This is a genomic window from Pseudomonas sp. MWU16-30323 (assembly GCF_020515595.1).
Lineage (GTDB): Bacteria > Pseudomonadota > Gammaproteobacteria > Pseudomonadales > Pseudomonadaceae > Aquipseudomonas > Aquipseudomonas yamanorum.
Window position 1 is genome coordinate 70,377 of record NZ_JAIWYM010000001.1, and the last position, 17,819, is coordinate 88,195.

Annotated in this window: 19 protein-coding genes, 1 tRNA gene and 2 pseudogenes; 12 read left to right on the forward strand and 10 right to left on the reverse strand. The window is 60.4% G+C overall.

Annotated elements, in window-relative coordinates; genetic code table 11:
* Positions 1 to 763: 763 nt before the first annotated feature.
* Positions 764 to 1,780: a DUF4917 family protein gene (locus LIY45_RS00310; RefSeq protein ID WP_226474949.1), complete on the reverse strand. Its 1,017-nt coding sequence runs from the start codon at positions 1,778 to 1,780 to the stop codon at positions 764 to 766.
* Positions 1,781 to 1,907: 127 nt separating this feature from the next.
* Here LIY45_RS00310 and yiaY point away from each other — a divergent pair, with 127 nt between their 5' ends.
* The 7 genes from yiaY to LIY45_RS00345 all read left to right on the forward strand — a co-directional run bounded on the left by yiaY (position 1,908) and on the right by LIY45_RS00345 (position 9,245).
* Entirely contained in the window at positions 1,908 to 3,056 is a 1,149-nt protein-coding gene (gene yiaY, locus LIY45_RS00315) for an L-threonine dehydrogenase (protein WP_017479299.1), read from the forward strand.
* Positions 3,057 to 3,159: 103 nt separating this feature from the next.
* Positions 3,160 to 3,834 carry an NAD(P)H-binding protein gene (locus tag LIY45_RS00320; RefSeq protein WP_226474950.1) on the forward strand — a complete coding sequence of 225 codons (675 nt, stop codon included), beginning with the start codon at positions 3,160 to 3,162 and terminating at the stop codon, positions 3,832 to 3,834.
* A complete protein-coding gene (locus LIY45_RS00325) occupies positions 3,835 to 4,746 on the forward strand; it encodes a LysR substrate-binding domain-containing protein (RefSeq protein WP_226474951.1) in 912 nt (303 codons plus the stop codon).
* 239 nt (positions 4,747 to 4,985) lie between these two features.
* Positions 4,986 to 6,179, forward strand: coding sequence for a CaiB/BaiF CoA-transferase family protein (locus LIY45_RS00330; RefSeq protein ID WP_218263681.1), 1,194 nt, complete (start codon positions 4,986 to 4,988; stop codon positions 6,177 to 6,179).
* Complete coding sequence (locus LIY45_RS00335; protein WP_226474952.1) at positions 6,176 to 7,114, forward strand: hydroxymethylglutaryl-CoA lyase; 939 nt, start codon at positions 6,176 to 6,178, stop codon at positions 7,112 to 7,114. The genes LIY45_RS00330 and LIY45_RS00335 overlap by 4 nt, the downstream gene beginning before the upstream one ends.
* Before the next feature lie 59 nt (positions 7,115 to 7,173).
* Complete coding sequence (locus LIY45_RS00340) at positions 7,174 to 8,505, forward strand: MFS transporter (RefSeq protein ID WP_226474953.1); 1,332 nt, start codon at positions 7,174 to 7,176, stop codon at positions 8,503 to 8,505.
* Positions 8,506 to 8,717: 212 nt separating this feature from the next.
* Positions 8,718 to 9,245: a DUF4142 domain-containing protein gene (locus LIY45_RS00345; RefSeq protein WP_177027174.1), complete on the forward strand. Its 528-nt coding sequence runs from the start codon at positions 8,718 to 8,720 to the stop codon at positions 9,243 to 9,245.
* A gap of 55 nt (positions 9,246 to 9,300) precedes the next feature.
* On the opposite strand, the gene LIY45_RS00350 is transcribed toward LIY45_RS00345, so the two are convergent.
* Positions 9,301 to 9,726, reverse strand: a complete 426-nt coding sequence (locus LIY45_RS00350) for a low affinity iron permease family protein (RefSeq protein ID WP_226474954.1) — start codon at positions 9,724 to 9,726, stop codon at positions 9,301 to 9,303.
* 177 nt (positions 9,727 to 9,903) lie between these two features.
* On the opposite strand from LIY45_RS00350, the gene LIY45_RS00355 reads away from it, so the two are divergent.
* A complete protein-coding gene (locus LIY45_RS00355) occupies positions 9,904 to 10,707 on the forward strand; it encodes a GNAT family N-acetyltransferase (RefSeq protein WP_226474955.1) in 804 nt (267 codons plus the stop codon).
* Here the strand turns inward: LIY45_RS00355 and LIY45_RS00360 are convergent.
* The 5 genes from LIY45_RS00360 to LIY45_RS00380 form a co-directional block, all read right to left on the reverse strand.
* Positions 10,677 to 11,186 carry a methylated-DNA--[protein]-cysteine S-methyltransferase gene (locus LIY45_RS00360; protein WP_226474956.1) on the reverse strand — a complete coding sequence of 170 codons (510 nt, stop codon included), beginning with the start codon at positions 11,184 to 11,186 and terminating at the stop codon, positions 10,677 to 10,679. The genes LIY45_RS00355 and LIY45_RS00360 overlap by 31 nt on opposite strands.
* A gap of 89 nt (positions 11,187 to 11,275) precedes the next feature.
* Positions 11,276 to 11,608, reverse strand: coding sequence for a hypothetical protein (locus LIY45_RS00365; protein ID WP_226474957.1), 333 nt, complete (start codon positions 11,606 to 11,608; stop codon positions 11,276 to 11,278).
* A 22-nt stretch (positions 11,609 to 11,630) separates the two neighbouring features.
* Entirely contained in the window at positions 11,631 to 12,041 is a 411-nt protein-coding gene (locus LIY45_RS00370) for a type II toxin-antitoxin system HicB family antitoxin (protein ID WP_226474958.1), read from the reverse strand.
* 23 nt (positions 12,042 to 12,064) lie between these two features.
* Complete coding sequence (locus tag LIY45_RS00375; protein WP_003189411.1) at positions 12,065 to 12,247, reverse strand: type II toxin-antitoxin system HicA family toxin; 183 nt, start codon at positions 12,245 to 12,247, stop codon at positions 12,065 to 12,067.
* 171 nt (positions 12,248 to 12,418) lie between these two features.
* Positions 12,419 to 13,327, reverse strand: a complete 909-nt coding sequence (locus tag LIY45_RS00380; RefSeq protein WP_226474959.1) for a LysR family transcriptional regulator — start codon at positions 13,325 to 13,327, stop codon at positions 12,419 to 12,421.
* A 95-nt stretch (positions 13,328 to 13,422) separates the two neighbouring features.
* Between LIY45_RS00380 and LIY45_RS00385 the strand changes: the two genes are divergently transcribed.
* Both LIY45_RS00385 and LIY45_RS00390 read left to right on the forward strand, forming a co-directional pair.
* Positions 13,423 to 14,586 carry an MFS transporter gene (locus tag LIY45_RS00385; RefSeq protein WP_226474960.1) on the forward strand — a complete coding sequence of 388 codons (1,164 nt, stop codon included), beginning with the start codon at positions 13,423 to 13,425 and terminating at the stop codon, positions 14,584 to 14,586.
* Positions 14,583 to 15,776 carry an MFS transporter gene (locus LIY45_RS00390; RefSeq protein ID WP_226474961.1) on the forward strand — a complete coding sequence of 398 codons (1,194 nt, stop codon included), beginning with the start codon at positions 14,583 to 14,585 and terminating at the stop codon, positions 15,774 to 15,776. The genes LIY45_RS00385 and LIY45_RS00390 overlap by 4 nt, the downstream gene beginning before the upstream one ends.
* Positions 15,777 to 16,019: 243 nt before the next feature.
* Here the strand turns inward: LIY45_RS00390 and LIY45_RS00395 are convergent.
* Together LIY45_RS00395 and LIY45_RS00400 are read right to left on the reverse strand one after the other, a co-directional pair.
* Positions 16,020 to 16,199, reverse strand: a pseudogene (locus LIY45_RS00395) (BrnA antitoxin family protein); the annotation flags it as partial.
* 38 nt (positions 16,200 to 16,237) lie between these two features.
* A pseudogene (locus LIY45_RS00400) lies at positions 16,238 to 16,378 on the reverse strand (transcriptional regulator); the annotation flags it as partial.
* 440 nt (positions 16,379 to 16,818) lie between these two features.
* Here LIY45_RS00400 and LIY45_RS00405 point away from each other — a divergent pair.
* A complete protein-coding gene (locus LIY45_RS00405; RefSeq protein WP_226474962.1) occupies positions 16,819 to 17,058 on the forward strand; it encodes a DUF6124 family protein in 240 nt (79 codons plus the stop codon).
* Positions 17,059 to 17,138: 80 nt separating this feature from the next.
* Positions 17,139 to 17,588: a GNAT family N-acetyltransferase gene (locus tag LIY45_RS00410; RefSeq protein WP_226474963.1), complete on the forward strand. Its 450-nt coding sequence runs from the start codon at positions 17,139 to 17,141 to the stop codon at positions 17,586 to 17,588.
* 103 nt (positions 17,589 to 17,691) lie between these two features.
* On the opposite strand, the gene LIY45_RS00415 is transcribed toward LIY45_RS00410, so the two are convergent.
* Positions 17,692 to 17,765 (reverse strand) — tRNA-Gly (locus LIY45_RS00415).
* Positions 17,766 to 17,819: the final 54 nt, after the last annotated feature.

Genomic DNA, 17,819 nt, shown 5'->3' on the forward strand with positions numbered 1-17,819 from the left:
TAAGCAAAACGCTCTTGCCCCACCACTCGGCTCCTCGCCTAGGCTCGGAGTGCCCTCACTCCGGCTTTGGACCGTGGGCCGCCGTCATGGGCCATCCCTGGCCCAGGACGGCTAACCTGGCGTCCTGCCAGGTTACCCACGCTCCAAAGCCTGCGTTCGGCCAGCGTGGTTTAACGGGGCGCCTAAGATCAAGATCAAAAGCAAGAGCACAGCGGCCTCCCGGCCGGCTTGAGTGTTGAAGAGCCAAATCAAAAGCTAAAGCGGGCACGGTCAAATGTGGGAGCTGGCTTGCCTGCGATAGCATCAACTGGGTGTACCTGATGCACCGAGGTGTCTGCATCGCAGGCAAGCCAGCTCCCACAGAAAAGCAGAGCTGCATCCGCTTCAGATTTGGCTTTCGCTCTGGATCTTGCCTTTGCTTTTAACACTCAAGCCGGCCGGGAGGCCGCTGTGCTCTTGCTTTTGATCTTGATCTGCGGGCCCCGTCAACCACGATGGCCGCAAGTAGGCACGGTGGAGCGGGTAAATCGGCAGGGATGCCGATTTAGCCGCGCCGGGCCATGGATGGCCCGTCGCGGCGGCCCGCGGAATCGGGCCGGAGTGCGGGCATGCCGAGCCTAGGCGAGGCACCGAGTGGTGGGGCAAAGCGTTTTTTGGTTACTTTTTTAGGCGTTTGTAAAAAAGTGACCCGCTGTAAGAGCGGAACCCTAAGCAGCCGTTACCGCAGCAACGGATATGTACACCTCACCCCGCCCCACCCCCATCACCGCTCCACGGGCACCGAAAGCCCCGAACCCCCAAGCGCATGACTACGCGCATCAAAAAACCGCAACTCCACATCCACCCCCTCAAACAACTGCGCAAAACGCCGCTTCTGCTGCTGAATAAACCCCGCACTGCGGCCAAACACCGAAATCGCCAACATCGTGATCTTCGCCTGTCGAATCGCCTGCACCAGATGCACATCCTGCGCGCCGAGGTGATGCCCGAAGATGCACAACGCGCCCTCATGGCTCAACAACTGCTCATAACAGAACGACAAATAGTCAGAACTGCGAATGGTCTTCAACTTCTCCTCAACCTTGCCCTCGCTGACAAACAACGGCACATCATCCAGCGTCTTGATCGTGTTGTTGATCGCAAAACTGCTGAGCAACGTGCTGTCAGTGGTCGGCAATTTACGCGCCGTACCGTCAAGGTTACGCACCAGGTGCAAACCACCATGCAGATACAAAATGCGCGGGGTGTCGCAGCCAGTATTGCGCAGGTCAAAGCTCGCATCCGTACTGCGAAACAGATCATCGATTCCCGGCGCCTGCAGGATCGCCCAGTAGTTGAGCAGGTCGTAATTGCTGGTGAATACCGTCGGATAACTCGCCAACTCCTGATGAATCGTCGCCAGCGTCGAAGGCTTCACCAGGCGCCACGGAATGTGCACGCTGTGGATCGTGTTGATCAGTGCTTCCTTGATCGCGTAGTAGCGATTGCGCGGCGCCGCCGAGCTGACCGCCAAGGCTTTGTTGACCCGGCTGGTAGTTTTCAGCGCGCCCAGCACCTGTTCGAAACTGCGGGTCTGCATCGCGTCAAACACACTGAGCTCGGACTGGCTCAGGGGTTTCTCTTCCACGGTGCGGGCGTTTTCGAACAGTGAGTCGTAGGCAAAGTCTTCCCACACTGCGCGGCTGGCGCCGTTGCCGATCAGGATCCCGCTGAAGGCGGTACTGCTGCGCAAGGCGTTCCAGTCTTCAAGGTGGGCGTCAAAATCCTGGGAATCCTTCATTGCGGCGGGTCTACTCAAAAACGGCTGGGCGGTGACTTTATCACGAGCGGGCGTTGATCCTGGTCAAGATGCCGCAGGCAATCGAGGTCGATGCTGTAGGCATAACGACTTTCGAGGATTCGCCACCATGAGCAGCACCTTCTTCATTCCATCCGTCAACATCATGGGCATCGACTGCCTCGACGACGCCATGACCGCGATTCGCAACTACGGCTTTCGCAAGGCGCTGATCGTCACTGACGCCGGGATGGCCAAGGCAGGTGTCGCCAGCATGATCGCCGAGAAACTCGCGATGCAGGACATCGACTCGGTGATCTACGACGGCGCCAAGCCCAACCCGAATGTCGAGAACGTCGAAAAAGGCCTGGCGTTGCTGAAACAGAGCGCCTGCGATTTCGTGGTGTCCCTCGGCGGTGGCTCACCCCATGACTGCGCCAAGGGCATTGCCCTGTGTGCGACCAACGGCGGGCACATCGGCGATTACGAAGGTGTCGACCAGTCGGCCAAACCGCAACTGCCGCTGGTGGCCATTAACACCACCGCCGGCACCGCCAGCGAAATGACCCGTTTCTGCATCATTACCGACGAAACCCGTCACGTGAAAATGGCCATCGTCGACCGTAACGTCACGCCACTGCTGTCGGTCAACGACCCGGCGCTGATGGTCGGCATGCCCAAGGGCCTGACTGCCGCCACCGGCATGGACGCGCTGACCCACGCGATCGAAGCCTATGTGTCCACCGCCGCCAACCCGATCACCGACGCCTGCGCGATCAAGGCCATCGAACTGATCAGCGCCAACCTGCGGATTGCGGTGCGCGACGGCCAAGACATGGCCGCCCGGGAGAACATGGCGTATGCGCAGTTCCTTGCCGGCATGGCCTTCAACAATGCGTCCCTGGGGTTTGTGCACGCCATGGCGCACCAGTTGGGCGGGCTGTATGACTTGCCCCACGGTGTGTGCAATGCGGTGCTGTTGCCCCATGTGCAAAGCTTCAACGCCAGCGTCAGCGCCGAACGCCTGAGCCATGTGGCACGGGCCCTTGGCGCAGACATCAAAGGGACGTCGGTGGAAGAGGGCGCCCAGGCGGCCATCGCGGCGATTCGCAGCCTGTCCCAGGACGTGGAAATTCCTGCCGGGCTGCGGGAGCTGGGCGCCAAGTTGCAGGACATCCCGCTGCTGGCGTCCAACGCCCTGAAGGACGCCTGCGGCCTGACCAACCCACGGCGCGCGGATCAGCGTCAGATTGAAGAGATCTTCCGCAGCGCGTTTTGATAGGGACAACGGCAAACTTCAGGCAACAAGCTGCTAAGGTGTGTGCCTTGCTGCTTTTTAACTTGAAGCTTGCGGCGTGAAGCTTGCCGCAGAGGTCCCCCCTATGAGAGTTCTGCTATTCGGTGCCACCGGCATGGTCGGCCAGGGCGTGTTGCGCGAGTGCCTGCTGGCCAGTGACGTGCAGGAAGTCGTCGCCGTCGGCCGTACCGCGCTGACCCAGGAACACGGCAAGCTGCACCAGGTGCTGCATGCCGATATGTTCGATTTCCAGCCGCTTGAGCATCTGCTGCAAGGTTTCGATGCCTGCTTCTTTTGCCTGGGCGTTTCCTCGGTGGGCATGGACGAAGTCAAGTACACCCATTTGACCTACGACCTGACCCTGGTGGCCGCCAGCACCCTGGCCCGGCTCAATCCGCAGATGACTTTCATCTACGTGTCCGGCGCCGGTACCGACAGCAGCGAAACCGGCAAAACCATGTGGGCACGGATCAAGGGCAAGACCGAGAACGCGTTGCTGCGCCTGCCGTTCAAGGCGGTGTACCTGTTCCGTCCCGGGGTGATTCAGCCGTTGCACGGCGTGCGCTCGAAAACCCCGCTCTACCAATCCATCTACACCGTGGTCGGCCCGTTGTTGTCGCTGCTGCGCCATGTGCGGCCGGCCTGGGTGGTGAGCACGGAAACCGTTGGCCGCGCGATGCTCGCGGCCGTCCGGCACGGCGCACCTCTGCCGGTGGTGGAGCAGGCCGATATCAATCGCCTGGCCACCGAGCGCGCCTAGATGCTGCACAAAAGCCTGGTTCGTCGCCTTGATCTGATCACCCTGCAACTGTTTGTGGCGGTGCATGAAGAAGGCACGCTGACCCGCGCTGCGGCCCGCGAAGCCATTGCGGTCTCGGCCGCCAGCAAGCGTTTGATGGAGCTGGAACAGGTGTTGGGCGTGAGCCTGTTTGTGCGCCAGGCCAAGGGCATGCAGCTCACGGCCGCCGGCGAGACCTTGCTGCACCATGCGCGGCAGATGTTGTTCAACGTCGAGAAGATGGGCCTGGAGCTGGGCGAACACAGCCACGGCGTGCGCGGTTATGTGCGGATGCTGGCGAACCTCTCGGCGATCATTCAGTTCCTGCCGGAAGACTTGCGCGACTTTTCCGCGCGGCACCCGCAGGTCAAAGCCGACCTGGAAGAGCGACCCAGCAATGGCGTGGTCCAGGGCGTGATCGATGGGGTGGCGGACCTGGGTATCTGCTCCAGCGACACCGACACCAAAGGCCTGCCCGGCGTGACTTATCGTCGGGACAAGCTGGTGGTGCTGATGCCAGCGGATCACCCGTTGGCATCGCGTAAGGCCCTGGCGTTTGTCGAGACGCTGGACAGCGACTACGTGGGGCTGCATTCCGCCAGTTCGATCAACATGCGCACCCACGCGGCGGCGCGGGAGGCGGGCAAGGTGTTGCGCCTGCGGATCCATGTGCCGGGCTTTGATGCCATGTGCCGGATGGTCCAGGCCAACATGGGCATCGGCATCCTGCCGCAAAAGGCCTATGAATTGTTTGGCCGGGCGTTGGGTTTGCACGCGGTGCCGCTGACGGATGCCTGGTCGGATCGCAGCCTGATCCTGGTGGTGCGTGATGAGGCGCAGCTGTCGCCGGTGAGCCGGTTGTTGTTCGACTACCTGCGGCGAGAGCAGGCGTAAGCACACCCTGTGGCGAGGGAGCTTGCTGTGGCGAGGGAGCTTGCTCCCGCTGGGCTGCGTAGCAGCCCCAAAAAAGCCGGGAGCGCTACGCACTCCAGCGGGAGCAAGCTCCCTCGCCACACCCAACGCTTATTCAAGCCTTCGCATTTCGCGAACGCTCGTTGCCAACTGACGGTTGGATTTCTACTGCCCGTGTCCTCTAGCCTTGGCCCACATTCCAAGAACAAGAGGTACACCCCATGACGGCTCCCCTGAGCGGTATCAAGGTGATCGAGATCGGCACCCTGATTGCCGCGCCCTTCGCCGCCCGGCTGATGGCCGAGTTTGGCGCCGAGGTGATCAAGATCGAAGCCATGGGGCAGGGCGATCCGCTTCGCAAATGGCGAAAGCTGCACGAAGGCACCTCGCTGTGGTGGTACCTGCAATCGCGCAACAAGAAGTCCCTGGCCCTGGACCTCAAGTCGGCAGAAGGCCTGGACCTGGTCAAACAACTGCTGGGCGACGCCGACGTGCTGATCGAAAACCTGCGTCCCGGCGGCCTGGAAAAACTCGGCCTGGGCTGGGACGTGCTGCACGCCCTCAATCCCAAGCTGACCTTGGTGCGTATCTCGGGCTACGGCCAGACCGGCCCCTACCGCGACCGCCCAGGCTTCGGTGCCATCGGCGAGGCGATGGGCGGGATTCGCTACACCACCGGCAACCCGGATTCTCCACCGGCGCGGGTGGGCGTGAGCCTCGGTGATTCCCTGGCGTCGCTGCACGGCGTGATCGGCGCGCTGATGTCGTTGCTGCGGGTCAAGACCGGCCAGGGCGACGGCCAGGTCGTCGACGTGTCCCTGGCCGAAAGTGTGTTCAACCTGATGGAAAGCCTGGTACCGGAATACGACATGCTCGGCCATGTGCGCGAACGCAGCGGCGGCGCCTTGCCCGGCATCGCACCTTCCAACACTTACCTGACCGCCGACGGCGCCTACGTGGTGATCGCCGGCAACAGCGACCCGATCTACAAGCGCCTGATGCTCGCCATCGGCCGCGCCGACCTGGCCGAAGCGCCGGAGTTTGCCCACAACGATGGCCGTGCCGCCAAGAGCGGCCTGCTCGATGCCGCCATCACCCACTGGACCAGCAGCCTGCCCATCGACCAGGTGCTCAGCGCCCTGGAAGCCGCCGAAGTGCCGGCGGGTCGCATCTATTCAGTGGCCGATATCGTCGCCGATCCGCACTACCAGGCCCGCGACATGTTGCTCAGCGCCGACCTGCCCGGCGGCCTCACGGTGAAGATGCCCGGCATCGTGCCCAAGCTGTCGGAAACCCCTGGCGCGGTGAATTGGCAGGGCCCGAGCCTGGGCCAGCACACCGATGCAATCCTCGGCGACCTGGGCTTGAGCGGGGCCGATATTCAACGTCTGAAAACCTCGGGAGTGGTGCAATGAAAAGCTATTCCGATGCCCTGATCGTGCAGGAAGTCTCGCCCCGGGACGGCCTGCAAATCGAGCCGACCTGGGTCGAGACCGTCGACAAGGTCGCGCTGATCGACCAGCTGTCCCTGGCGGGGTTTTCCCGGATCGAAGCCGGTTCGTTCGTCTCGCCGAAGGCCATTCCTGCGTTGCGCGATGGCGAACAGGTGTTCCAGGGCATCACCCGCCGCCCCGGAATTATCTACGTGGCGTTGATCCCCAATCTCAAGGGCGCCCAGCGTGCCATCGAATCCCGGGCCGATGAGTTGAACCTGGTGATGTCCGCCAGCCAGACCCACAACCTGGCGAATATGCGCATGCGTTGCGAAGCGTCGTTGGCGGCGTTCGGCGACATCGTGAGTTTTGCTGTCGACTATCCGGTGCGCCTCAACGGCAGCATCGCCACCACCTTCGGTTGCCCGTTCGAGGGCAAGATCGATGAGGACCGCGTGCTGCAGTTGGTCGATGCCTACCGCGAGCTGGGCATCCAGGGCATCAGCCTGGCGGACACCACCGGCATGGCCAACCCGCGTCAAGTCGAGCGCCTGGTCAAACGCGTTCTGGAACGTGTTCCGGCGAGCGACCTGACCCTGCATTTCCACAACACCCGCGGCCTGGGTTTGTGCAACGTGCTGGCCGCCTACGAGGCCGGAGCGCGACGGTTTGATGCGGCGTTGGGCGGTCTCGGCGGCTGCCCGTTTGCGCCCGGCGCGTCGGGCAATATCTGCACTGAAGACCTGGTCAACCTGTGTGACGAAGTCGGGATTCACACCGGTATCGACCTGCCTCACTTGCTGAAAATGTCGCGGCAACTGCCGGCCCTGCTCGGCCATGAACTCCCGGGCCAGGTGGCCAAGGCCGGGCGCAATTGCGACCTGCATCCGCCACCGGCCTACATCGCCACCTTGTAAGACGCCACCAGACAACAAAAACAATCGGACGCCTGCGAGCAGTCCGCTGGAGAGAAACAATGAGCCTTAATACGTTGGAGGTCGGCGTGCGCCCGGCCGCTGAACACGATGCCGAAAAAGCCCTGGTCAGCAAGGTCGCCTGGCGCCTGATGCCGCTGATCATGGTCTGCTACCTGTTCGCGTTTTTTGACCGTATCAACATCAGCTTCGCTAAGTTCCAGCTGCAGACCGACCTGAGTTTGAGCGACACCGCTTACGGCCTCGGCGCCGGGCTGTTTGTGGTCGGCTATGTGATCTTCGAAGTGCCGAGCAACATGATGCTGTACAAGGTCGGCGCTCGCCGCTGGATCGCGCGCATCATGATGTCGTGGGGGCTGGCGACGGCGGCGATGGTGTTTGTCACGGCCGAATGGCAGTTCTACGGGCTGCGTTTCATCATTGGTGCGATGGAGGCAGGGTTCGCGCCGGGCGTGTTGTATTACCTGACCTTGTGGTTCCCGCAGCACTACCGTGGGCGTATCACGTCGATGCTGTTCCTGGCCTCGGCGTTTGCCGGGCTGGTGGGCGCGCCGTTCTCCGGGCTGGTGCTGGAACACCTCGACGGCGTGCTGCAAATGCGCGGCTGGCACTGGCTGTTCTTGCTCGGTGGTTTGCCCTGCGTTGGCCTGGGTTTCCTGGTGCTCAAGCTGCTCAAGGACCGCATCGAGGATGCCCACTGGTTGACCTCGGCGGAGAAGACGTTGCTGGCCAGCCGCATTGCCGTGCATGAACCCCACAAGAGCGGTGGCTCGCTGCTTGCGGCACTGCGTATTCCCGGTTTCCTGATGCTGGGCTTTATCTACTTCCTGATCCAGGTGGCGTCCTACGGCCTGAACTTCTGGGCGCCGCAATTGATCCGCAGCGCCGGCACCCAGAGCCCGGTGATGATCGGCCTGCTGACGGCGATTCCCTACGTCTGCGGCGCTATCAGCATGGTGGTGATCGGGCGTTTGTCGGACGCCACCGGCGAACGTCGCAAGTTTGTCAGCGGCCTGGTGGCGCTGGGGGCGGTGGGGTTCTTTTGTGCAGGGATCTTTGCCGATCACACCACGTTCCTGATCGTCGCCCTGAGCTTGCTGGGCGCCGGCATCATCGCCTCGATCCCGACCTTCTGGACCTTGCCGCCGAAGCTGTTGGCCGGTGCCGGCGCGGGCGCGGCGGGCGGGATTGCGGTGATCAACACCCTGGGCCAGTTCGGCGGCATCGTCAGCCCGGTGATGGTCGGCCGGATCAAGGACCTGACCGGCAGCACCACGCCGGCGCTGTATGTCATCGGCGTGTGTGCACTGCTGGCGGCGGCGTTGTTGCTGTGGGGCTTGCCGCAGAAGCTGCGCACCCTCGACAAGCACTGATCAGCCGGCCGTGCGCCACGCCGGGTGGAGACCCGGCGTTGAAGTGGTTGAATGGGCAGGTGCAGGGAACAGTGTCGGGCCTGTTTGGCCGCAAGATTTGACGACCGTTCGTCGCACTGGCAAGTTTTTTCTAAACCTTTACCGCCCTGAAAATTCAGATTCAGAGCGGGGCTCATTTCCCTGCACCTGTTTATTACCTGGAGGAACCCATCATGAGCCGCATGGCTATCCGGTTACGCACCGCCAGTTTCGCGATGCTGCTGGGCCTCGGCGCCAGCAGTGCTTTCGCCCAGTCGCCTGCCGATTTCATCGAGCAGGCTTCGGCCAAGGGCATGGCCGATATCGAGACCAGCCGCATGGCACACGCCAAGACGTCGTCCCAGGAAATCAAGGACTACACCATCGAAGTCATCAATGAACGCACCCTGGCCAATCAGCACCTGGCGGCCATTGCCAAGAAGCTCGACTTGCCGGTGGCCCCACGGGACAAGATCGTCGACAAGGCCGAGTCGCTGATGCCTGAACTCAAGGACGGCGATTCGTTTGACGCCGCCTACACCGCCGAGCAGGTCAAGGCCAATGAAGACGCGATCGCGCTGTTCAAGCAGGAAGGTGCCGAGTCCGACATTCCTGAAATAAAGGCCCTGGTGGATGAGACCCTGCCCAAGTTGGAAGAGCGCCTGGAGAAAGCCCGGGCGTTGGCGTCGACTTACGGTAAAGGTCACCAAGGCGACGGTTGATTGCATTGAGTACTTCATCAAAAACGGCGGCTGGGTCACTCCAGCCGCCGTTTTTTTATGCTTGGTTAAAGTCCGTCTTGGGGCGGTCACCGTCATTCGGTGTTTCGGTCACCAGCGTGGTGACGGTGATGGTTTCGCTGTCGCCCATGGTCTTGTATTCCTTGCGCAATTTCTCAAGTTGCTTGCGATCAAGGCCATCGAGGCTCAGCACCGCGTTTTGCGCGTCTTTGGTGGCGCGTAGCAACTCGTCGATCTTGATATGCAAAATGTCGTTGTCGCGGTTTTGTGTGTTCTGGATCAGGAACACCATCAGAAAGGTGATGATGGTGGTGGAGGTGTTGATGATCAGCTGCCAGGTGTCGTTGTAGTGGAAATAAGGCCCGCTCAAGCTCCACAGGAAGATCAACGCCACCGCCGCATAGAACGTGCGGGCACTGCCTGCCCAGCGGGACAGGGACTGTGAGACTGCGGAGAATTTCATGACCGTTTTCCTTAAAGGGTGGGTGATGAAAATACTGACCGCAGGCGTGTTCTGAAATTTCTTTTAACAAATGAGTTTTAAGCAGATTTATATATTTTTCCGTTGGGCTTTTAGGACGGGTCCTACATTGCCCGGAAGGGCCGAGGGGAACACTAGGTTTTTGTCCGGACCTGCCCCATGCATTCCACCGCAACCTGCGATCTGGCCGCTCTTTATTACCATACCGAAGAGCATTTCTTAACGGCGCTCTGCCCGCTGATTCACCGCTACAGCGCCTGCGTAAATGCATATTTTTCCGACGAGCATCCTGTCCCCTGGAACCTGCTGTTTGTCCTGGTGGGCAGTTCGGCACTGGACCACTCGATGGACGCTCCGTTGGAGCTGATTCGCCGTACCCCACTGGCGACTCGTGTCTTGATTCATCAAGACAAGGTGGAGGGCCTGGGTGAGGTGCTGATAGGGATGGGCTTTGTTGCAGTAGAGCGGACGACAGCCATGGTCCTGGAACTATCGACGTTTACCCCGGTGTCGAGGGATAGCGACCTGAACATCCACCTGACTCGGCACTTGAGCGAGTGGGCCGGGCCGATTGGCAGTGCGTACGCGCTGCAGCAGAGCGGCATCGCGCACTACCAGGCACGGCATCAGAGAGCCTTGGACAGCGATCAAGGCCTTTACCACTTCACACTGTCAGTCAGCGTCGGTGTGGTGTGTGCGTTGACGTTATCGATGTGCGATGGCGTGGCCCGGCTTAATGACATCGCGACTGAGATCGCCTGGCGCGGTAAAGGCTATGCCACGCAACTGATTCACGCGGCACTGGCTCACGCTCAGGCCCTGGGCGCCCGGCACTGCTTTCTTGAGGCAGCGCCACAGGGGGTGTCGCTTTATCGCAAGCAGGGTTTCAACCCGTTGTTCGAATATCAGGCGTTCATACGCGGGGCCGTGGTTCAAGCGGAACCGGATGGCGTTTGTGCCTGAACGCCATCCTCAAGCGCCAACAGGTACTGCTTGGCCTCAAGCCCGCCGGCGAAACCGGTCAAGCCGCCTGAAGCACCAATGACCCGATGGCACGGCGCAACAATCGAAATCGGATTGCGTCCGTTGGCTGCGCCCACCGCACGCACTGCCTTGGGGTTACCGATCTGTGCGGCGATCTGGCTGTAGCTGCGGGTCTGTCCGAACGGGATGGTCAGCAGCGCCTGCCAGACTTTCTTCTGGAAGTCGGTGCCGGCAAAGTCCAGTTCCAGCTCGAAACGGTTGCGGGTACCGGCGAAATACTCCTTCAACTGCCGCTCGGTTTCCTGCAACACCGGGCTGTTATTGGCCTCTTGCAGGGCACCCAGGCGAACGCGGTTGGGGCGTTCTTTTTCCCAGAGGATAGCGGTGAGCTTTCCGTCACGGGCCACGAGGGTCAGTTGGCCGACGGGGGAAGGCATGTATTGGTATTCATAGGACATGGTCGGGCTCCTTGAGTGGGTATGGCTCTACTGTAGATAGGCTGGCCTATGGTGGAACTACGTTTCTTGCGGTCGAATTCGCGAACGACTTAGAAGTTCCAGTAAACCCAATCGGCGTAATACGGATACCAATAAAGCCACGAGAACCAGTACAGCGCCTTGAGTACCGATGCCGTGCCGATGACAAAAAATGAAGCGATGTTGAGCAGCGTGATGATCACGGCACCTACGGTTACACGTCGGCTGGCATGCAGTTGGGCAAACCGGGCGCCATAAACGGAGGCCGTGATGGACGCCAGCACCAGCACGAGCCCCAGCGGAAAGGGCAGCCTGAGAAACGAGAGCAGCAGAGGCGCGACCAGCACCCAGCCCAGTACTTTGCGCAGTACGGGGCTGGGCGTGCGGTGTGAGGGAGGGAGCATTGCGCGGTTCCTTGAAGTGCTGTTACCGGTCCTGTTGCAATACCTTGAGGGCAGCAGACGCAAGAAAGCCCGAGCGGCTTTTTTCTTCCGGATGATGCAGGACGTATTCGTCAATGCGGTTCAGCAGGTAGCCGGGCAACGTGATATTGAGTTTCTGTGCCTTGCCCAGGTACTTGGTGACATCAATATCCACCACCGCCCACGTGCAGCCGGCATATTGCGAGTTGGCGGCATGAAGGGTGACTTTCTGTGCTGTAGGAATGGGCGCACCGTCTTCTGCGAGGATCTCGAAGTGGCCTTCGATCGCTTCGCGGGCCATGGCCATGGCGTCGTCCAGATCATCTCCAGCTGAGAAGCAACCGGGAATGTCCGGGACTTCCACACCCCAGGCATGGTCCTCGTCACCGGTTGAAATTGCGATTGGGTACAGCATGTTTGTTGTCCTCCACGAACGTATCAGCTGAGCAGAGCTTGTTTCAAAATGCTCTTTGCGGTCTTGTCCAGCAGGTCCTTTTTAGGATGGGGAATCGTCACAAGCCCCGGCTTTGTCGGGTGCTTGAAATGATGATGGCTGCCTCTGATTCGCACCAGGTACCAGCCATCCGCAACGATGTGACCTATCAAATAACGGCTGTCCACATCACCTCCTTGTGGTGTGTGTTGGTGGAGACTATAACCACTGAAGATAAATTATCAACACTCTACCTACCAGCGGTCGACGACCGATGTTGTTGTAGGTGGTGTATGCAGTGTATGAGCGTGTGGGGACGGCGCCCGGCGGAGGTATTGCGAGGTTTTTCGGCAGAGCAATCAGGTTTGCTGACGAGCCTGGAGCAACTCATCAATCACGTTCAAAAATGCCGTAACCATCAAGCTGCTCCCACCGTTGCGCGTCAGAACAAGTAACCGAGCATACGCATCCGCGTCCACCAACGGCCGATACGTCACGCCCTTATTCATCAAACTCTGAGTACATTCCGGCACCAGCGCCACACCTTGGCCCGCCGCCACCAGTGCAATGATCGACGTGATTTGCCGCCCCGACGGCCCGGCCCGTAGTGGCAAACCCTTGCCCCGGTAAAGCTGCTCAATGGACTGGTTAAGTCCCGAGCCATAATCGGCTGGGAACAGAATCAGTGGATACCCACTCAACTGCGCCAGGCTGACCGCCGCCTGGTTGGCCAACGGGCTGTCGCTGGACACCGCCGCCACCAGCCGCTCCTCACCCAACGACAAGGCTTGCACCTCAGTCTGACCGTCCTGGGGCAGTAACCGGCTCAGGCCGATATCCAGTCGCCCATCCGCCACCTGTGCGCCCAGGCTGCCGGAGGCGCATTCCACCAGCGTCAATTGCACATCGGGAAAACGTTGGGCGAAGGCTTGAATCGCCTGGCTGAACAAGTCCGACAGGGCTATGGAACTCACGTAACCCAGCGCCAGTTGCCCGGCGGTGCCTGCGGCCAGTTTGCCGGCGATGACTTCGGCGAGGTCGACCTGCTCCAGCACCGCCCGTGCGTAGGGCAGGAACGAGCGGCCCTGAGGCGTGAGCGAAACTGTGCGACTGGTGCGGTCGAACAAACGAAACCCCAGTTCAGCCTCCAGCGCGGAAATCTGCCGGGTCAACGGCGGCTGGGCCAGGTGCAGGCGAATGGCGGCGCGGCCGAAGTGCAATTCTTCGGCGACGGTCAGAAAGTAACGCAGCTTGCGTAGGTCGAGCATCCTGGCCCCAGGGTATTGATCGGTTCGAAATCGGTATTGGTCTCGGGTGTGCGGGTCATTCTATAAAGGCCTCAGATAATAAAACGAGAGGTTTCATGAAACCGCGCCTGCATTGTGCCCGTCTTGCCCTGTTCCTGTGTGGCTGCGCGGCGTTTCTCAACCTCTACGCCACCCAGAGCATTTTGCAGACGCTTGCCGCCAACTTTGAGGTGAGCGCCAAGGCGGCCGGTTGGAGCATTACTGTCACCACCTTGGCGGTGGCGCTGACTGCGCCCTTTGTCAGCCGCCTGACCGGGCGGTTTGAGCAACGCACCGTGATCTCGGTGGCCGCGCTGTTGCTGGCGGTGCCGGCGCTGATGACTGCCTATGCCAGCAGCTTCGCCGAGCTGCTGGTGTGGCGGTTTATCGAAGGCATGCTGATCCCCGTGGTGTTTGCCACCAGCGTGGCTTATATCGGTGATCGTTGGCGCGGCGGCACCGTGACCGAAGTCACCAGCCTCTACGTGGCCGGCACCGTGCTCGGCGGGTTTGCCGGGCGCTTCGTCACCGGGGTGATGATCGAGTATGTCGGCTGGCGTGAGGCCTTTGAGCTGTTGGCAGTGTTGAGCCTGATGGTGGGCGGATTTATCCAGTTCCTGCTGCCGGACAATCCTCCCCCCGTTGCACGACCTGCAACCACTTGGAGCGATGTACTCGGCGCTCCGCTGTTGGCGGCGTACGCCGTAGGATTTTGCGTGCTGTTCTCCCAAGTGGCGACCTTTACCTACGCCGGCCTTTACCTCAGCCAAGCCCCGTTCGACCTTGGCCCGGCGGCGCTGGGCACTCTCTACATGGTGTTCCTCCTGGCCCTGGTGGTGATCCCCATCGCCGGGCGCCTGAGCAAATCCCGCCCGCAATCCGAACTGTTGACGGCGGCTGCGGCACTCGGCGTCTGCGGCTCGGCCCTGACCTTGGTGCCGTCCCTGTGGTGCATCGTACTGGGCCTGTCCCTCAGTTCCACCGGCGTATTCCTCGCCCAGGCCGCCGCCAGCGCCTTCACCACCGCCACCGCCCGCCACAACAAGGCCGGCGCCGTGGGCCTGTACCTCACCTGCTATTACCTCGGCGGCAGCTTTGGCGCCATCGTCCCGGCGCTGATCTGGGGGCGCTGGGGCTGGACGGGGTGCGTAGCGCTGATCATCGGTTTCCAGTTGCTGTCACTGCTGATCGCCCTGACGGGCTGGAAGCCCCTCCAATCTGAACTGAGCAAGACCTCATGAACGACGCCGTTGCCGTGCCCGTACCCGAGACTTCCGCCCGTCGCCGCTCGTTGATCGCCGGCTGCAGCGCCCATGCGATTCACGATGGCCTGACGGATGTGATCTACGTGCTGCTGCCGATCTGGCAAGCGCAGTTCGGCATGACCTACGCCCAGATCGGCCTGCTGCGTGGGGCGTACTCCGGGATGATGGCGGTGTTCCAACTGATGGCCAGCCGCGCCGCCAAACGCTGGGGACGCACGCCGATGCTGGTGGGCGGCACGGCGCTTGCCGGTGTTGCTTATCTGTTGGTGGGGCAGGCGACCGGGTTGGGCATGTTATTGCTGGCGCTGCTATTGGGTGGCCTAGGGGCGAGTACTCAACACCCGCTGGCTTCTTCACTGATCACCGATACCTACGAGAACGGTGGTGGGGTCAAGGAAGCGCTGTCTCAATACAACTTCTCCGGGGACATCGGCAAAACCCTGGTTCCCGGGTTGGTGGGGCTGTTGCTGACGGTCATCAGCTGGCGCGCCAGTGTTACGTTTTTGGGCCTGCTGGGGCTGGCGGCGGCGGGGGTGCTGTGGTGGTTGATCCCCACGCAGGCCGCGGCGTCCACTTCCGGGAAAACCGCCAAGGCACTGGTAGGAAGCGGCTCCGTCAGCGGCCTGCGTGCGTTGGTCGTTACGGGCACTCTCGACAGTGCCGTGCGCATGGGCTTTCTCACGTTTTTGCCCTTTCTGCTGCAGGCCAAAGGCGCCGGCACCGCAGGCATCGGCTTGGCGCTGACCCTGCTGTTTATCGGCGGCGCCTTCGGCAAGTTGCTTTGCGGCTACCTCGGCGCACGTATCGGCATGATGAAAACCGTGTGGCTGACGGAGACCAGCACCGCGCTGTTGATCGTTGCGGCGGTGTACCTGCCGTTGACCAGTTTGATGGTGATGTTGCCGGTGTTGGGGCTCGCGTTGAACGGCACGTCGTCGGTGCTGTACGGCGCGGTGCCGGACCTGGCGGGCGCGGGGAAACGGGAACAGGCGTTTGCCGTGTTCTATACCGGCACCATCGGTGGTGGCGCGCTGGCGCCGGTGCTGTTTGGCGGCTTGGGGGACTCGATGGGCGTGCCGGTGGCGGTGATGGTATTGGCGGGGATGTTGTTGCTGACCTTGCCGTTGGCGTGGGTGGTGCAGCGGGGTGTAGTGCTCGAGAGATAGCCGTCTTTTCGGATGGTGAATTCAGTTCCTTGTGGGAGCTGTCGAGCCTTGGCGAGGCTGCGATGGGATCGCTGCGGTGTACCTGGCAGACCGCGCCGCCTGCATCGCGGGCAAGCCCGGCTCCCACAGGAAGTGCATTCCAAATTTGGGAGCGACACCGCTCTAATGTGGGAGTTGTCGAGCTTTGGCGAGGCTGCGATGGCCTTGCCTGAGTGCCACGAAAAATCACTGCCCATCCAGAGGAATTAGTGCTTGCCGCAGAAGGGTGTTGATCACCGTTTGATTTCCGGTCCCAGAGCTTTCAGCGCGTTTGCGGATAGCTTCAATCACTGCTTCATCCAGCATGATCGTTATCTGCTCCTTGCCCACTTTGCTGGCGATGGCACCACGTTTGCCGGTGCTGAAATCGTATGCGTCTTTCATGGTTCAAACTTGGAAATATGGAAGGTTTCTGCTTTTTTGCGAGTCTCGGTCACATAGCTGACCGCTCTGAGAAATTCCCCATTGTCGCCGTCAGCCAAAACCTGAGAAACGTACTCGTTGATGGCTTCGTCAGTGTCCAGCAGTGTCGTCATATCAAATGCCGTAAGTGTTTGGTTCATGATCAATTCTTCGTGGCTGGTTTCTCACCCGTTGGTGCGATGAGGTTCCGGAGAATGATCTGAGTGAGGTGGCTAGTTCAAATGCTAGCGGCTGCTTTCTTGTTGCCAGAGATTGCCGGCTTATTTGGGCGAGTAAGCAGTGATGAATCTTGCGGCTTTGCCTACACAACCATCAGAATCGTCCCGGTTGTACGCCTTGGGCGACCTCTTTAAGGTTCGTCAGCCGCTGCCCATCAGCGGTCGGGTTTAGTAGCCCGTTGTAGCTTTTGGCGTATGGCTGTCCCATCAGTCAGGCACTTCAGTGCCTGTACTTGACGGTGGCTGTGCGCAGGGCGTCTTCGGGCGCGCCGGTTTTGAAAGCTACCCGGTCTACTAACCTGTGTACAGCTGCCACCCTATTTCCGTTGTACTGGGTGGTGGTCCTTCTTGAGGATCAACAGATGTGTACTGACTCGTATAATTCACCCGTAAGAATATTCAGCGTACGTCCCGAAATCGGCACCGATGCATTGCTCGCCAACGCCTACGAAACCATTGCAGGCGCGGGGGCAATGACCAATGAATTTGCCGATAACCTGCCAGACGAGCATCGCTCCCTGGCCTTGGCGATTCAGCAAATGATTGAGTTGGGGCTTTTGCTGGTAGAAGCCGTGCAGGACCGAGTGGATCGCGTTTCTTGATTCTATAAAAGGCTTTCCCTTCCAGGCCGCACATACCAAGGGAAGGGCAGCCGATTTTGATGTGTTGGGAGTTCGCACCGATGACCTGGAACAGCGAAGCAGAAACAACCCCGTTCACCCGAGAGGCAAAGCTTGAAGACTTGAGTGACTTGGTTGAGCTCGACGCTTTCGCGAAATCGAATGTCAGCCGCGGCGAGCTTATTCGCGAGGCTGTTGAGAAGGGTCAATGCCTGGTTGCGGTGGACGCTGGCAGCGTCGTCGGCTATCTCGTACTTACCCATGATTTTTTCGGGAATGGCTTTGTTTCACTGGTGGTTATCTCTCCCGCACACCAGCGCAAAGGCATCGCGCTTCTACTGCTTGTTGCTGCTGAATCCGCGTGTAAGACGAACAAGCTCTTTACCTCAACGAACCGCTCAAACGTCGCTTCACAGCAACTCATGTCCAAGGCTGGATTCTTGCGCAGTGGCGTTATTGAGAATCTGGATGAGGATGATCCGGAGCTTGTCTATTTCAAGGTTGTTCGGTGATCGGCAGCCCTCTCAAATTTCGAGCATAAAAAAACCGGCCACCAAGGACCGGTTTTTTACACATCCCCCGTCAAACCAGCCTGACGCAGGACCAAAATCTGAGTGGAGCGGGTAGAGGGAATCGAACCCTCATCTAAAGCTTGGGAAGCTTTCGTTCTACCACTAAACTATACCCGCTCAGAGCGGCTGACTTTGTACCAGATGTGCTCACGGATTTGAAGTTTTTCTTCG

Excerpts from the sequence above, each read along its gene's own strand:
- LIY45_RS00310 (WP_226474949.1), bottom strand. The coding sequence starts at position 1,780 with ATGAAGGATTCCCAGGATTTTGACGCCCACCTTGAAGACTGGAACGCC.
- LIY45_RS00320 (WP_226474950.1), top strand. The coding sequence starts at position 3,160 with ATGAGAGTTCTGCTATTCGGTGCCACCGGCATGGTCGGCCAGGGCGTG.
- LIY45_RS00340 (WP_226474953.1), top strand. The coding sequence starts at position 7,174 with ATGAGCCTTAATACGTTGGAGGTCGGCGTGCGCCCGGCCGCTGAACAC.
- yiaY (WP_017479299.1), top strand. The coding sequence starts at position 1,908 with ATGAGCAGCACCTTCTTCATTCCATCCGTCAACATCATGGGCATCGAC.
- LIY45_RS00380 (WP_226474959.1), bottom strand. The coding sequence starts at position 13,327 with ATGCTCGACCTACGCAAGCTGCGTTACTTTCTGACCGTCGCCGAAGAA.
- LIY45_RS00410 (WP_226474963.1), top strand. The coding sequence starts at position 17,139 with ATGACCTGGAACAGCGAAGCAGAAACAACCCCGTTCACCCGAGAGGCA.
- LIY45_RS00385 (WP_226474960.1), top strand. The coding sequence starts at position 13,423 with ATGAAACCGCGCCTGCATTGTGCCCGTCTTGCCCTGTTCCTGTGTGGC.
- LIY45_RS00355 (WP_226474955.1), top strand. The coding sequence starts at position 9,904 with ATGCATTCCACCGCAACCTGCGATCTGGCCGCTCTTTATTACCATACC.
- LIY45_RS00335 (WP_226474952.1), top strand. The coding sequence starts at position 6,176 with ATGAAAAGCTATTCCGATGCCCTGATCGTGCAGGAAGTCTCGCCCCGG.
- LIY45_RS00360 (WP_226474956.1), bottom strand. The coding sequence starts at position 11,186 with ATGTCCTATGAATACCAATACATGCCTTCCCCCGTCGGCCAACTGACC.
- LIY45_RS00390 (WP_226474961.1), top strand. The coding sequence starts at position 14,583 with ATGAACGACGCCGTTGCCGTGCCCGTACCCGAGACTTCCGCCCGTCGC.
- LIY45_RS00325 (WP_226474951.1), top strand. The coding sequence starts at position 3,835 with ATGCTGCACAAAAGCCTGGTTCGTCGCCTTGATCTGATCACCCTGCAA.
- LIY45_RS00405 (WP_226474962.1), top strand. The coding sequence starts at position 16,819 with ATGTGTACTGACTCGTATAATTCACCCGTAAGAATATTCAGCGTACGT.
- LIY45_RS00345 (WP_177027174.1), top strand. The coding sequence starts at position 8,718 with ATGAGCCGCATGGCTATCCGGTTACGCACCGCCAGTTTCGCGATGCTG.
- LIY45_RS00330 (WP_218263681.1), top strand. The coding sequence starts at position 4,986 with ATGACGGCTCCCCTGAGCGGTATCAAGGTGATCGAGATCGGCACCCTG.
- LIY45_RS00365 (WP_226474957.1), bottom strand. The coding sequence starts at position 11,608 with ATGCTCCCTCCCTCACACCGCACGCCCAGCCCCGTACTGCGCAAAGTA.
- LIY45_RS00370 (WP_226474958.1), bottom strand. The coding sequence starts at position 12,041 with ATGCTGTACCCAATCGCAATTTCAACCGGTGACGAGGACCATGCCTGG.
- LIY45_RS00350 (WP_226474954.1), bottom strand. The coding sequence starts at position 9,726 with ATGAAATTCTCCGCAGTCTCACAGTCCCTGTCCCGCTGGGCAGGCAGT.